This window comes from Streptomyces sp. CNH287 (genome assembly GCF_000424825.1).
This window is the reverse complement of sequence record NZ_AUKQ01000011.1, coordinates 246,945-259,948: the sequence shown is the minus strand read 5'-3', so window position 1 is coordinate 259,948 and position 13,004 is coordinate 246,945. Positions and strand designations below refer to the sequence as shown.

The 13,004-nt window shown below is 71.8% G+C and carries 10 protein-coding genes; 5 read left to right on the top strand and 5 right to left on the bottom strand.

What is annotated here, in order from left to right; genetic code table 11:
- Positions 1 to 233: 233 nt before the first annotated feature.
- Both H299_RS0112550 and H299_RS33810 read right to left on the bottom strand, forming a co-directional pair.
- Positions 234 to 2,393: a UvrD-helicase domain-containing protein gene (locus H299_RS0112550; protein ID WP_027748689.1), complete on the bottom strand. Its 2,160-nt coding sequence runs from the start codon at positions 2,391 to 2,393 to the stop codon at positions 234 to 236.
- A gap of 73 nt (positions 2,394 to 2,466) precedes the next feature.
- The gene (locus H299_RS33810; protein WP_037758764.1) at positions 2,467 to 4,068 is read right to left on the bottom strand and encodes a serine/threonine-protein kinase; all 1,602 of its coding nucleotides are present in this window, start codon (positions 4,066 to 4,068) and stop codon (positions 2,467 to 2,469) included.
- A 300-nt stretch (positions 4,069 to 4,368) separates the two neighbouring features.
- On the opposite strand from H299_RS33810, the gene H299_RS33805 reads away from it, so the two are divergent.
- The 4 genes from H299_RS33805 to H299_RS0112525 are packed head-to-tail and all read left to right on the top strand — an operon-like array spanning position 4,369 to position 9,391.
- On the top strand, positions 4,369 to 5,031 hold the full coding sequence (locus H299_RS33805; RefSeq protein WP_051262389.1) for a TetR-type transcription factor C-terminal domain-containing protein: 663 nt from the start codon (positions 4,369 to 4,371) through the stop codon (positions 5,029 to 5,031).
- Positions 5,028 to 5,897, top strand: a complete 870-nt coding sequence (locus H299_RS33800; RefSeq protein WP_051262388.1) for an amidohydrolase family protein — start codon at positions 5,028 to 5,030, stop codon at positions 5,895 to 5,897. The genes H299_RS33805 and H299_RS33800 overlap by 4 nt, the downstream gene beginning before the upstream one ends.
- Complete coding sequence (locus H299_RS33795) at positions 5,898 to 7,481, top strand: AMP-binding protein (RefSeq protein WP_199782433.1); 1,584 nt, start codon at positions 5,898 to 5,900, stop codon at positions 7,479 to 7,481.
- A 5-nt stretch (positions 7,482 to 7,486) separates the two neighbouring features.
- Positions 7,487 to 9,391, top strand: a complete 1,905-nt coding sequence (locus H299_RS0112525) for a CocE/NonD family hydrolase (RefSeq protein ID WP_078512674.1) — start codon at positions 7,487 to 7,489, stop codon at positions 9,389 to 9,391.
- A gap of 34 nt (positions 9,392 to 9,425) precedes the next feature.
- Here H299_RS0112525 and H299_RS0112520 read toward each other — a convergent pair whose 3' ends face one another.
- Genes H299_RS0112520 through H299_RS0112510 form a run of 3 tightly spaced genes read right to left on the bottom strand, consistent with a single transcriptional unit; the run spans position 9,426 to position 10,801 of the window.
- The gene (locus H299_RS0112520) at positions 9,426 to 10,052 is read right to left on the bottom strand and encodes a LysE family translocator (protein ID WP_027748687.1); all 627 of its coding nucleotides are present in this window, start codon (positions 10,050 to 10,052) and stop codon (positions 9,426 to 9,428) included.
- Positions 10,053 to 10,111: 59 nt separating this feature from the next.
- Positions 10,112 to 10,561, bottom strand: coding sequence for a hypothetical protein (locus H299_RS0112515; RefSeq protein WP_027748686.1), 450 nt, complete (start codon positions 10,559 to 10,561; stop codon positions 10,112 to 10,114).
- A gap of 45 nt (positions 10,562 to 10,606) precedes the next feature.
- Positions 10,607 to 10,801 (bottom strand): hypothetical protein, encoded by a 195-nt coding sequence (locus tag H299_RS0112510; RefSeq protein WP_027748685.1) that lies wholly within the window; start codon positions 10,799 to 10,801, stop codon positions 10,607 to 10,609.
- A 519-nt stretch (positions 10,802 to 11,320) separates the two neighbouring features.
- Between H299_RS0112510 and H299_RS33790 the strand changes: the two genes are divergently transcribed.
- The gene (locus H299_RS33790; protein ID WP_037758762.1) at positions 11,321 to 12,997 is read left to right on the top strand and encodes a hypothetical protein; all 1,677 of its coding nucleotides are present in this window, start codon (positions 11,321 to 11,323) and stop codon (positions 12,995 to 12,997) included.
- Positions 12,998 to 13,004: the final 7 nt, after the last annotated feature.

The following is a 13,004-nucleotide window of genomic DNA, read 5'->3' as shown; positions in this document are numbered from 1 at the left end:
AGCGGCCGGAGCGGCAGCGGTGGCTGATGGTCCGCTCCGGCACCCCGGCCTCGATGAGCTGCGCCCGGAGGGCAACTCTCCGTTGCGCATGTGCCAGGTCCGTCAGTGCGGCCCGGTCTTGCTGATGCGTGCGCGATGTCACCGTCGCCCCCTGTCCTCTGGGCTCTCACTCCCCCGCGGGAGGCGGCTCATCCCCTACGGGCGGAGACGTCCACTCGTTGTGGTGAACCGCTCTACGCAGGGGCCGCGCCCACACCCGCCTCGGTGAGGAACTCGCTGGGTTCACCCGGCCAGGAGACGTAGAGGTTGTCGCGAGCGCGGGTGCAGGCGACGAAGAGCAGGCAGCGTTCGGCCAGCAGGTCGGCTTCGTGCTGGAGACGGTCCAGGCTCTGCGGGGTGACGGCGCGAGGGAAGGGGAGCGCGCCGTCCCGGACGCCGATGACGGCGACACAGCGGAACTCCAGCCCTTTGAAAGCGTGCATGGTGCCGATGCTGACGGCGTCACGGTCGGCGGGGGTGTTGGCGCGGAGGCGGCGAGCGGGGATGCCTGCTTCGGCCAGGCGGGCCAGTGCGGCGTCACCGGTCTTCTTGAACCGGGTGGTGACGCCGATCTCGGAGGGGTTCACTCCGGAGTCGATCCAGGCGCGGCAGCGGTCTGCGAGGGCGCCCAGTTCGGCGTCCTCGTCCGCGGCGGCGTGCACGGTGGGGCCGGTGCCGCGCAGCGCGGAGCGGTAGCCGAGCAGGTTCTCAGCGGTGGCGGTGTCGGCGAGTTCGTCGACGGGGCGGCCGAGCAGCAGCGCGGTGGCCCAGGTGAGGATCTCCTGCGTGCTGCGGTAGTTCTTTCGCATGCGGGTGGAGCGGCCGGTGACCTTGATGCCGAGGGCCTTGAGGGAGACCTTGGAGTCGTAGATCCGCTGGTGCGGGTCACCGGCGATGAACAGGTCGTCGGGGCGGACGGGAACCGCCGCACGCAGCAGCCTCCACTGCGCCGGGTGCAGATCCTGTGCCTCGTCGATGACGACGTGGCGGTAGAGGGGGCCGGTCTCGGTGAGGGCGCGGGCAGCTTCGTTGCTGGTCTGGAGGTAGGTGCGCAGTTCGTCCCTCTCCAGACTGCTGGTGAAGGCTTCGAACGCCCGCCAGATGTGCGGCTTGAGGCCGGCGGCGAGGCGACTGCCCCGGCCGGGACGCGAGGCGTTCTCGTACTCCGCCGCGCTGCGCAGGTCCTGGGCGAGTACGACGTGCTTGTACTCCTGGGCGAGGAACTGGGCGCTGCCCGGGTACTGGACGGCCTCGGCCGCCTGTGCCCAACGCCGCTCCTCCTCGGAGCCGCCGACCGCCCGGCGGCCCGGTTGTCCAGGAGCGGTCGTCAGGACTCGGCTGGCGAAGGCGTCGACGGTCAGGATGTCGACTCGGTCGCGCAGCCGTTCGTCGTCGACGAGAGCGGCGAGACCGGAGCGGAGTGAGCGGACGAGGGCGTTGGTGTAGGTGGTGAGCAGGATGCGCTGGCCGTCGCGGAGGTGGGACAGCAGGTACTTGACGCGGTGCAGCGCGACCACCGTCTTGCCGGTGCCGGGGCCGCCGGAGACCTGGGCCGGTCCGGCGTAGCTGGGGCGGTACGCGACCCGCCGCTGGGAGGGGTGGAGGAAGATCCGCCAGGCCGAGAAGGGTTTGTCGAGAATGTCCTGCAGTTCTTCGGAGGCGGTGACCACGAGGATGCGGGAGACCGTGTGCCGGATGGCGGTGTCGTAGTCGGTCTCGTCGGTGGCCCCGGTGCCCGATGCGGGGACCCGGTGGGCGACGAGGTCCCGCCACACCTCTTCGACCGGGATCTTCTCGGCGAGGTACTGGAGCACTTCGCACTGGTCCGGCGGGAAGAAGGGGGCGAATGCCTCCAGTTGCTCATGGTCGGTGAGCGTCCGGGCGCGGCGTACCGTGTCGGCGTCGATACCGAGAGAGGCGAGTTCGCCGTCGGACACGTGCGAGAACAGTCGGGACTCGGGCGGCTCCGCCTGCTCCTCGTCGACGGGCGTGAGCCGTTCCAGCGCGGCGGCGTCGCGCAGTTCGACGGCGCGCGTGACGGTGTTGATACTGGAGCGCTGCTTGACGCCCCAGGCGATGGCCTTGTCATGGGGCAGCACCTTGAGCAGCACGAAGGTGTCGCCCGACTCCGGCGCGAGTACGACGCCCCGCCAGAAACCGGTGATCCTGATCGTACGGATGTGAGGGTCGCGCGCCCTGCGCAGCTTCTCGATGTGCAGCCCCGGGTCGGACAGGAGCTGTTCGAGTGTGCGGGTGCGGAACTTCTCCCAAGCGTCGAAGACGCCCTTCTTCACCTCTGCCTGGAGCTTGTGCAGTTCGGTGCAGAAGCCTATGTCGAAAGCCAGGTGCGGCATGGGTGTTGACGTCCTTCCGGGCGGCGGAGCGGGCGAGGGGCGTCCGGCCTGGACCCTCGCGGACTGGTGCGCGTCAGGTGTCCCGACCGAGCTGGAAGCGGATGCGGGTGAGGATCGCGGCGACCTCCGCCACCAGGGGATGGGTGCGGCCGAGGGCCGCGCGCGCTTCTTCGTGCAGGCGACCAAGGGCACGGGCAGCGGAGTCGTTCCGGTCGGCGCCCAGCTGGAACCGCGCGTGGTCCAGGCGCAGGCGGAAGAAGTCCTCGGTGTCTTCGCCGAACAGCACGGCGGCGTGCGGGCGTACGCCCTCCAGCACACGCAGCGCCTCGTCGAACTGGCCGAGTTCGGCGTGGCAGTAGGCGGCCTGCCTCCGGCAGTCGATCGCCCGGCCGTCGCTGGGACCGTCCAGGCGGCTCAAGGCGTCGGCGAGGGCGGTCAGTTCCGGGAGGGCCCGCCGGAAGTCGCCGCCGAGAAAGAGCGCGACCGCGTGGGCGAGACGCAGTTCCAGTACCTTCGGGCTGTCGGCTCCGTGCCCCTCAGCAGCAGCCGCGAGGACCTCGGCGAGGACCTCGGCGGCCTGGGAGAAGCGGTCCTCGTCGAGGAGCGCCATCGCGTGGTCGACGGCCTCGTCGATCTCCTCCTCGGCGACAGCCGCGGGTCGCTGCGAGGGCGGCTCGGCGGGGGCTGGAGTCAGGCCGGGCCGGGCGGGTCCGTCGTACACGGCCGGACGCGGACGGGGCGCGCCGGGGCGACGGTAGGGGCGGGTCGGGTCCGACGCCCCGGTGGAGGGCGGTTCCTCGTCAGGGCTGCTCCCTGTCTCCCGGGGTGGCAGCAGCGGGGCGAGCCGGTCGTACACCGTCCAGGCATCAGCGGGACGGTCCATCGCCTCCTTCTCCAGGAGGTCGAGGACGAGCTGCTCCAGCGTGGTGGGCACGTCGGGACGAAGCTCCCGCAGCGGCACGGGTGGCTCGGAGAGATGCTGATACATCAGCGGGACTTCCTCCACCGCGTTGAACACGCGTCGGCCTGCCAGGAGTTCGTGGAGCAGGCAGCCCAGTGCGTAGAGATCGCTGCGCGGGGTGACCGGGACGTTCTTGATCTGCTCCGGCGACATGTACGGACGGGTGCCGAGCACGCGACCGGTGGCGGTCAGCCGGGTGACGTCCGTCCCCAGGACGGTGGCGATCCCGAAGTCGAGGACCTTGACGGAGCCGGAACGGTCGACCATGACATTCTGGGGCTTGATGTCCCGGTGGACGACGGGCACGGTGTGCGCGTAGGAGAGCACCGTGCAGATCTGGGCCGCGATCGAGACCGCCCAGGACACCGGCAGCGGCCCGTCCCGCTCCGCGAGGAGGTCGGCGAGTGACACTCCGTGGACCAACTGCATGACGAGGTAGAGCCGGTCAGCCTCCTCGTCGAACGAGGCGTCGAAGACGGCCGGCACGCCGTGGTGTTCGATCTTCGCCGTCACGCGGGCCTCGCGGCGGAACCGGGCGAGGAACTCCGCGCGGTCCGGGGACTCTGCGATCTCCGGTTTGATCAGTTTGACGGCGATGTCGCGATCGAGAACGGTGTCGTAACCCCTCCAGACCTGACCCATGCCACCAGTGCTGATCGGCGCGACCAGTTCATAGCGCCCTGCGATCCTCTGCGGCGCCGTACTCCCGACCATGCGTGTACCCCCACGGTGATGTTCCGTGATCAGTGTGACGCGTCGGGTGATGCGGCGTCCATGTGTTGACGAATCGCCGCGATGCGTCGCGAGGACGCGGGCCGCTGCGGTTCCGGCGCCGGCGGCCGTGTGTCACCGTCTGAGCACGCCCGCCAGTCAATCGGTTGATCGGGCCATCGCTGCTAGGCCGGCCTCCTTCCCCACGCAGTCCAGGTAAATCCCAGGTCAGCGTTCTCTCCTCTTGACCGGCCCTGACACGGGAGGTATAAATTCCCCCAATCGATCGATTGGGAATGTCGTATGGGGCTGGCGGAGATTCATCGGGCGGCGGTGGGCCTGTTCGCGCAGAAGGGGTATGCCGCGACCGGCATTCGGGAGCTCGGGCGGGCCGCGGGCATCAACTCGGCGACGTTGTACCACTACGCCGGGGGCAAGGAGGAGATCCTCCGCGACGTCATGCGGACCTGCCTCGAGCAGTTGCTGCGTTCCGCGGTCGACGCGACCAGCACGTCGGCCGACCCCGGCGTCCAGCTGGCTCGCCTGGTGCGGGGACACGTGGGGCTGTCCGCGCTCAACCCGCTCACGGCGAAGGTGACCGACCAGGAGGTACGTGCCCTGGGCCCGGGTGATCAGGAGGCGCTCATCGGTCTGCGTGACGACTACGAGTCGGTCTTCGCCCGGGTCATCGAGCGCGGCGGCCGTACCGGCGCCTTCGCGGTCACCGATCCGCGCCTCACCCGGCTGGCGCTGCTGGAGATGTGCAACGGCGTCGCCAACTGGTACCGGCCCGACGGGCGGCTGGACGTCAGCGACGTCCAGGACCGGTTCGTCGAGTTCGCCTGCCGCCTCGTCGGGATACCGGTGGTAGGCCGGGAGGAGTCGGGGGACGTGCCCGCGGCGCGGCTGGCCTGCGAGCCCGTCGCCGCGCCGGTGCGCGCACAGAGGACGGAGGTCGCGGGATGAGCATCATCGACGCCCGGGTACGGCTCCCGCAGGAGCTGCGTCCCACGCACGCCTACGCCGCCCCCAGGCGGCAGGTCGAGCAGTACGACAAGGTGCTGAAGCTGACCGACAAGATGAACACCGGCCGTTTCGCCGACCTGCTCCACCTCATGGACGCCGAGGGCATCGACCGCGCCGTCATGCACGCCGAGTCCGAGGGCGGGGAGTCGGCGGACCGGCTCAACGAAGCGCTGTGCCAGGTACTGGCCGACCATCCCGACCGGTTCACCGGCATCGGCTGTGTCGACCTCGCCGATTCCCGGCCGACCGAGATCGCCCGGCAGGCAGCCTCGGTGGGCGGCCTGGGGTTGCGCGGGGTCACCCTCCAGCCGGCGTTCTTCGGACTCGACATCGACGACCGCCGCCTGTACCCGATGTACTCCCGGGCGGAGGAGCTGGGGCTGATCGTCGCGGTGCACACCGGCATCACCTACAGCCGCATGCATCCTCTGCGGCACGAGCGGCCGGAGCTGCTGGACCAGGTGGCCTGCGACTTTCCCGACCTGACGCTGATCGCCTGCCACGCCGGCTGGCCCTGGGTGACGGAGTACTGCGCGGTGGCGCGCCGCCACCCCACGGTCTACCTGGAGTTCGGAGCGCTGGCACCCAAGTACGTCGCCAAACCCGGGACGGGGTGGGACACGCTGTTCGGCATGATGCCCAACGTGCTGCGGGATCAGGTCCTCTACGGCAGCGACTGGCCGATGATCTCGCCGGCCCGCGCCCTCACCGAGTGGCGCGCGTCGGGTCTGCCGGAGGCGGCGCTGCGCGCACTCTTCCATGACAACGCCGCCCGTCTCTTCGGGCCCGCGGAAGGGTCTTGGTAGATGGAGGGGACCAGCATCACCGCGATGCTCGCTCACGCGGCGGCCCGCACCCCCGAAGCCGTCTTCCTGCGCACCCGGGAGGGCGACCTCACCTACCGCCAGGCCCAGGAGCGGTCGGCCGGCCTGGCCGCCGCCTTCGCCCGGGCCGGGATAGGCCCGGGCGGAAGCGTCGCCCTGCTGATGCACAACAGCCTCGAGCAGGTGCTCGTCTGGTTCGCCCTGGCACGCCTGGGTGCGCTGCACGCCCCACTCAACACCGCCCTGCTCGGGAACCAGCTGGCGCACGCGCTGAAGGTGTCGCAGGCTTCGATCCTGGTCAGCGACGCCGCGCTGCTGCCCGTCGTCATGCCCGTGCTCGACCAGCTTCCTGGGCCGCCCCGGCTCATCGTCAACGGCCGCACGGGCGACGAGTGGTTCGAGCGGTTCGAGGACCTGGCCGACTACCAGGGCGGCACCGGCCCCTGCCCGCCCGGCGAGGTCGACGACCTCGCCACCGCCACCCTGCTCTTCACCTCGGGCACCACCGGCGCCTCCAAGGCGTGCGCGCTGTCCCACCGGTACCTGGCCAGGCAGGGGCAGTTGCACGCCGCCCACCTGGGCCTGCGCAGCGACGACGTCCTCTACAGCCCCTTCCCGCTCTTCCACATCGACGCCGCCACCCTGACCGTCGTGGCGGCCCTGGCCTGCGGCGGCACCGCCGCGCTCGGCCGCCGCTTCAGCGCCTCACGGTTCTGGGACGACGTCCTCGCCTTCGACGCCTCCGTCTTCAACTTCATGGGTGCGACGCTGACGATCCTGTGGAAGCGGCCCCCCGCCGACGAGGACCGCGCCCACCGCGTCAGGCTGGCCTGGGGAGTGCCCCTGCCCGAGTGGCAGCACGGCTGGGAAGCGCGTTTCGGCTTCCCGCTCCGGCAGGTCTACGGCCTCACCGACGGCGGCGTACCCGTCTACGACCCCCTCGAAGGCCCCCGCCCGCCCGGCGCGTGCGGGCGGGTGATCCCCGAGTTCGACGTCCGGATCGTGAACGGCTCCGGAGACCCGCTGCCCCGCGGACGTACCGGCGAGATCGCCGTGCGCGGCCGGGAGCCGGGGCTGGTCATGAACGGCTACCACGGCATGCCGGAGGCGACCGCGCGCGTCCTGAGGAACGGCTGGCTGCACACCGGCGACCTCGGCACGCTCGACGACGACGGATTCCTGACCTTCACAGGCCGGCTCACCGACTCCATCCGCCGCCGGGGGGAGAACATCTCCGCCCACGAGGTCGAGCAAGTGCTGATCGGGCACCCCGACGTCCTGGAGGCAGCCGCCGTCGGAGTGCCCAGCGAGCTGACGGAGGAGGACCTCAAGGTGGCCGTCGTCGCCCGGCCCGGCTCCGGGGTGACCGCCCAGGAGGTGCACGCCTTCTGCCTCGCCACCGCACCGGCCTTCATGGTGCCCCGTTACATCGAACTGGTGCCGGCGCTGCCGAAGACACCGACGCAGAAGGTCGAGAAGTTCCGTCTGCGGCGGAACGCGATCACTCCGGCGACCTGGGACAGCCAGGCACAGCCCTCCCCTCACTCGCCGCAGCGGAAAGGCTGAACCCCATGTCACGACTCCTGCGTCATGTGCCGCTGACCATGCGCGACGGCGTGCGCCTCGCCGCCGACGTCTATCTCCCGGATGAGGAGACCTCCGGTCGCCTGCCGGTCGTCGTGACGTCCAACCCGTACTCCAAGGACGCGTGGTTCGGGCCGCGAGGCACGGCGCGGTTCGCGAGGTTCACCGCGGCCGGATACGCCGTCGCGGTGGTCGACTTCCGCGGGACCGGGTCTTCGGAAGGCGTCAAGGCCGACGCGTTCGAGCGGATCGAGCAGGACGACATCTACGACGTCATCGAGCGCCTCGCCGAACAGCCGTGGTGCACCGGGCAGGTGGCCGTGTGGGGCCTGTCGTACGGGGGCGTCACGGCGCTGCGCGCGGCGTCCAGCGGAGCGCCGTCGCTGTGCGCGGTGGCGGCGATCGAGGGGTCGACAGACCCGTACACGGGCGAAGTGGTCCGCCGAGGCGCCCTCGGACTGGCCATGATCATCGGTGAGTGGTCGACGATGATGCTGGCCATGGCCGCCGTGCCCCCCACCGCGCCCTGGCTCCCGCCCGCGGCCTATGCCGCACGCCTCGAGGCGGCGAAGCCCTGGCACGACGCATGGGCGGGGCACCCGCACCGCGACCGCTACTGGCAGGGGCGAGAGGCCGACCCGGCCGCCATCGCCGTGCCCACCCTCCTCATCACCGGCTGGCGGGACACCAACATCCGCGGTGCGTGGGACGACTTCGCGGCGATCGACGCACCGTGCCGCATCATCTGCGGACCCTGGCTGCACGGCATGCCGGAAGGGCAGGAGCAGGCACCGGTCGACTCGATGGCCGTGACCCTCGACTGGTTCGACGAACACGTGCGCGGCGCAGCCCCCCAGGGGCCGCCGGCGCCGAGGGTGTCCACGTACGTCATGGGCGCCGAGCATTGGGAGTTCGCCGACCGCTTCCCGGCCGCGCCCACCCTCGAACGCTCCCTCCACCTTTCCGAGGAGGGGCTGCGCACCGCAGCACCAGGGGCGCCGGGGCGGGTCCCGGTGGCCTTCGACGCCACGGCCGGAGTCGCCGCGGGCCTGGGTATGACAGCGGGCCCGCGTGATCAGAGCCGGGATGTGGCCCGGTCCGCCGCGTTCACCTCCGACGCGTTCGACTCCCCCCTGGACCTCGCCGGAGCGCCGCGCGTCAGCCTCTCCCTGGCCGTCGCCCACCTGGAGGTGGACGTCGTCGCGAAGCTCAACGACCTCTCGCCGGACGGCCGCACGACGCTGATCACACGCGGCTTCCAGCGCCTGTCCAACCCGCCCCCCTACACCGGAGTGCCCGCAGCGGAGGGCGCAGCCGGTACGAGCCACCACCTCGAGCTGGACCTCGACCCCACCCGCTATCAGCTCAAGCCCGGCCATCGCCTTCAACTGACGCTCAGCGCAGCGGACTTCCCCGAGTACTGGCCCCAGCTCTCCGCCGCCGGCTTCGACGTACTCGTCGGCTCCGGGAGCCGCAGCGTCCTGCACCTGCCGACAGTGCCCGCCGCCCGCGAGACGGCGGCCCCCTTCGCACTGCCCGCGCCCACCCGCGCCGCGGAAGAACCCCGGATGGCCGACGTGGGCACGCCCGTGACCATCGAGGAGAGCGCGGACAGCACCGAAGTCGTCGTCCGCGGCGGTCTGCGGTCGAGGGGCCGCACGATGGACGACGAGCCCGTCGAGCTGGTCCACACCTACGAGATCTCCACGCACGCTCACCGCCCCGCGGCCACCCGCCTCTTCACGCGGACCGAGATCACCGTGGGCACGGCCGAGGACGTGCGGACCGTACGCGCCGCCTGCTCCCTGGACCCGCGCGGTTCGCACTCCACGCTGCGGGTCACCGGCGACGGAATCGGCGAGGACCGGAGCTGGCGTTCCGGGCAGGCGTGATCCGTCCCGGGCAGGCGTGATCCAGGGAAAGCCCTCAGCCTTCCAGCGCCAGGCGCAGGCCCAGGGCGAGCAGTACGCCCCCGGAGACCTGCTCCAGCCGCTTGCGGACGCCGCTGCGGGAGAGCACCCGCTTGAGGCGGCCCACACCCCACACGTAGGCGGAGTAGTAGCCGACCTCGAACACCGCCCAGAGCGCGGCCAGCGCCACCATCGTCGGCAGCTGCGGGGCGCCGGAGGGCACGAACTGGGGGAGGAAGGACATCGCGAAGATCGCGGCCTTGGGGTTCGCGAGGTTCACGAGCAGCCCGGCCCGGTACGAGCGCCAGCCCGACCCCGCCCGCTCGCCGCCCTCCGCCGCGTCCAGTTCGACGGCTTCGCCGCGCCGCGCGGAGCGTATCGCCTGGATGCCGAAGACGATCAGCACCACCGCCCCGGCGTACCGCATCACGTCGTAGGCCACCTCCGACGCGGCGAGCAGCGCGGTCAGACCGCAGGCGGCGACCACGCCCCAGACGAAGACCCCCGTCTCGTTGCCCAGGACCGTCAGCTGCCCCGACCGGCGGCTGCGCAGCGAGTTCCGGATGATCAGCACCGTGCTCGGACCGGGTGCCATCGCCACCAGCAGGCACGCGCCGAGGAAAGGCAGCAGAAGCTCAGACATGTCGGCCATGCTGTACCGCCCGCGCCTGCCCTGGCCACCGATATAGCGCGGCGGCCCCCTCAGAGCAGCCCGGGGCCGGCGGGCGAGGGCGCGGGCGGGGGCGGTGCCGAGGCGGCCAGGGCGTCGCGGTGCGCACGCGCCACCGCGACGGTCTGGGTCGGATCGCTGCGGCGCAGCACGAAGAGGGTCGCCAGGGCGAGGACGCTGGGTCCGGAGAGCATGGCGGCGAGCCAGGGCTCGCCCCGCAGGCCGACGACGACCGCGCCGGCGAGCATGGCGACGGTGATGAGGAACCCGGAGACCAGGCCCGCGAGGCGGAGCCGGTGGGCCCGGAGGGCCTCGGACTCCTCCTGCCGGAGGCGGGCCAGCCGGTAGGCGTGCTCGCGGGCCAGCTGCGGTTCCAGCGCGCGGAGCGCGACCTTGAGGTGGTCGGCCGGGAGCGCCGCCCACTGGGCCGCGATCTCCAGGCCCGTGGCCGCCGGGCGGGCCGGTTCGTTGTCAGAGGTCATGTGAACCCCCGTTCCGTTCGCCGCCCTGCGGGTGGTAGGTGCGGGCTACTTGTTCCGCCGGGTCCGCTCGTCGGGCGGACCCAGCATGGTGAAAAGTCGGCAGTACGCGTCGGAGAGCCGTGCCGCGGCGCGCGCGGTGTCCCCGTCCGCTGCCGCGGCTTCGACTCGCGCCACGGCGGGGCGGCCGGTAAGGGTCTGCTCCGGGTGGACGGAGCCGGGGGTCGTCGGGCTGGCGTGCACGCCCTCGAACCGAGGTCTTTCGCGCTCACCGGCAGGTCCGGGAGGAACTCGAGTATCGCGCGGAACTGCGTTCGGACGGCGCCGTGGCCGGGTCTCCTGACCAGTTGTCACCGGTTCGGCCCAGCGATTCCCGTGCCGCGCGGTTCCGTCGCCGGGTCGGCGCAGGGTCAGCAGGGTGGACACCACTCCCACCGCGCCCAGCGTGCCGAATGTCGTCAAGGTCCAGATGATCCAGGTGCTCCGTGACAAGGGCCTGTGCCGCCTCTCTCTTTCGTCCGCCTCACCTGCACCACATGTTGAGGTGTCAAACAAGCCATGCGGCAGCGGCACGACGGGGCGGTCCCGACTCCGGCCCATCTCCCCGGCATGGCCGACACGCCTGGCAGCCCGGAGAACCACGGGCGCGGCGCGGGCACCGTCCGGTACGGCCACGGGTACGCGCGCGCCGCGGCCCCCGCGGCGCGCCGCCGATCGGGCGAAGGTCCGGGGCAGGGGACGCGGTTCCGCTATCCCTGACCCATGATCACTTCTGCAAGCGGACACTCCCCCGCCCGGCGGCGACGCCTGGCAGCCGCCCTGGTGACCGCGGCGTCACTGGGGTTCACCCTGCTCCCCGCCAACCCGGCCGCCGCCGCACCGCGGGACGCGCCGCAGGGCGGGGCGGCCTACGACGCGTCGCGCACCGCGGCCGACCGCGCCGGCGCCCCGTACGCCGCCGAACCGGCCCCCGCCTGGCCCGACGGCGGCGCCGGGGCCCAGGCCGCGCGGCAGTTGGCCCAACTGCGCGACGACCCGGCCCTGCTGGGGGACTTCCTGCGGGACATGCCGAAGGGCGGGGACCTGCACACGCACCTGTCCGGCGCGGTGCCGACCGAGTCGCTGATCGACTTCGCGGCACGGGACGGGCTGTGCGTCGACAAGACGATGACGGCGGTGCCGCCGCCGTGCGTGAACGGCGCCCGCCCCGCCCAGGAGGCCGTCAGCGACCAGGACTTCCGGCGTCAGGTCGTCCGGGCCTGGTCCATGGAGGACTTCGAGGAGACACCCGAGGAGTCCGGGCACGACCACTTCTTCCGTACGTTCGGCAAGTTCTCCGCCGTCACGCACGCGCACCGGGGGCGGCTGCTGGCGGCGGTCTCGCGGACCGCCGCCGCCCAGAACCAGTCGTACGTGGAGCCGCTGTTCACCCCGCGCGGCAAGGAGCTGGCCGCGCTCGCCCGGGACGTGGAGTGGAACCCCGACTTCGCGCAGCTGCGGCGGACCCTGCTCGCCGGGAACGGCATGGACACCTACCTCGCACGGTCGGGCGAGGACACCGAGACCTACCTCGACGAGTACTACACCGAACTGGGCTGCGCCGGTGACGCCCCGGAGGCCGCCTGCGGGGTCGAGGTCCGCTTCGACTTCCAGGTGGGCCGCACCTACGACCCCAAGTACGTGTTCGCACAGCTGCTCGCCGGATTCCTGATGGCCGAGAACAACCCGTACTACGTCGGCGTCAACCTGGTCCAGGCGGAGGATCACCCGACCGCCCTGCGCGACTACCGGCTGCACATGCGGATGATCCGCTACCTCAAGTCCGTCTACCCGACCGCCCGCGTCTCGCTGCACGCGGGCGAGCTGACGCCCAAGGTGGCCCCGGCGAAGGACCTGCGCTTCCACGTGCGCGACGCGGTGGAGACGGCGGGCGCGGAGCGCGTCGGCCACGGGGTGGACATCCTGCGCGAGGACCGCCCCGAGGAGCTGCTGCGCACCATGGCGAAGCGGAAGGTCGCCGTGGAGGTGCCGCTGACCAGCAACTGCCAGATCCTCCAGGTGTGCGGCGCCGCCCACCCGCTGCGCCGCTACCTGGACGCGGGCGTGCCGGTGGCCCTGTCCACCGACGACCAGGGCGTCTCCCGGATCACCATCACCGACGAGTACCGGCGCGCCACCACCCGGCACCAGGCCACGTACCAGGAGCTGCGGGCCAGCGCCCGCGCCTCCTTGGACCACGCCTTCATCCAGGGCGAGAGCCTGTGGCGCGGCCCCGGCGACCACCGGCCCGGACCCGACTGCCTGGGCAGCGACCCCCGGACGGGCGATGTCACCTCCCGCTGCCAGGCCATGCTGGAGGAGAGCCCGAAGGCGATGCTCCAGTGGAACCTGGAGAAGGACCTGGCGGCGTTCGAGGCGCGCCGGCGCAAGGCGGACTGAGCGAAGC

Excerpts from the sequence above, each read along its gene's own strand:
- H299_RS33790 (WP_037758762.1), top strand. The coding sequence starts at position 11,321 with ATGATCACTTCTGCAAGCGGACACTCCCCCGCCCGGCGGCGACGCCTG.
- H299_RS0112525 (WP_078512674.1), top strand. The coding sequence starts at position 7,487 with ATGTCACGACTCCTGCGTCATGTGCCGCTGACCATGCGCGACGGCGTG.
- H299_RS0112550 (WP_027748689.1), bottom strand. The coding sequence starts at position 2,393 with ATGCCGCACCTGGCTTTCGACATAGGCTTCTGCACCGAACTGCACAAG.
- H299_RS33795 (WP_199782433.1), top strand. The coding sequence starts at position 5,898 with ATGGAGGGGACCAGCATCACCGCGATGCTCGCTCACGCGGCGGCCCGC.
- H299_RS0112520 (WP_027748687.1), bottom strand. The coding sequence starts at position 10,052 with ATGTCTGAGCTTCTGCTGCCTTTCCTCGGCGCGTGCCTGCTGGTGGCG.
- H299_RS33810 (WP_037758764.1), bottom strand. The coding sequence starts at position 4,068 with ATGGTCGGGAGTACGGCGCCGCAGAGGATCGCAGGGCGCTATGAACTG.
- H299_RS33800 (WP_051262388.1), top strand. The coding sequence starts at position 5,028 with ATGAGCATCATCGACGCCCGGGTACGGCTCCCGCAGGAGCTGCGTCCC.
- H299_RS0112515 (WP_027748686.1), bottom strand. The coding sequence starts at position 10,561 with ATGACCTCTGACAACGAACCGGCCCGCCCGGCGGCCACGGGCCTGGAG.
- H299_RS33805 (WP_051262389.1), top strand. The coding sequence starts at position 4,369 with ATGGGGCTGGCGGAGATTCATCGGGCGGCGGTGGGCCTGTTCGCGCAG.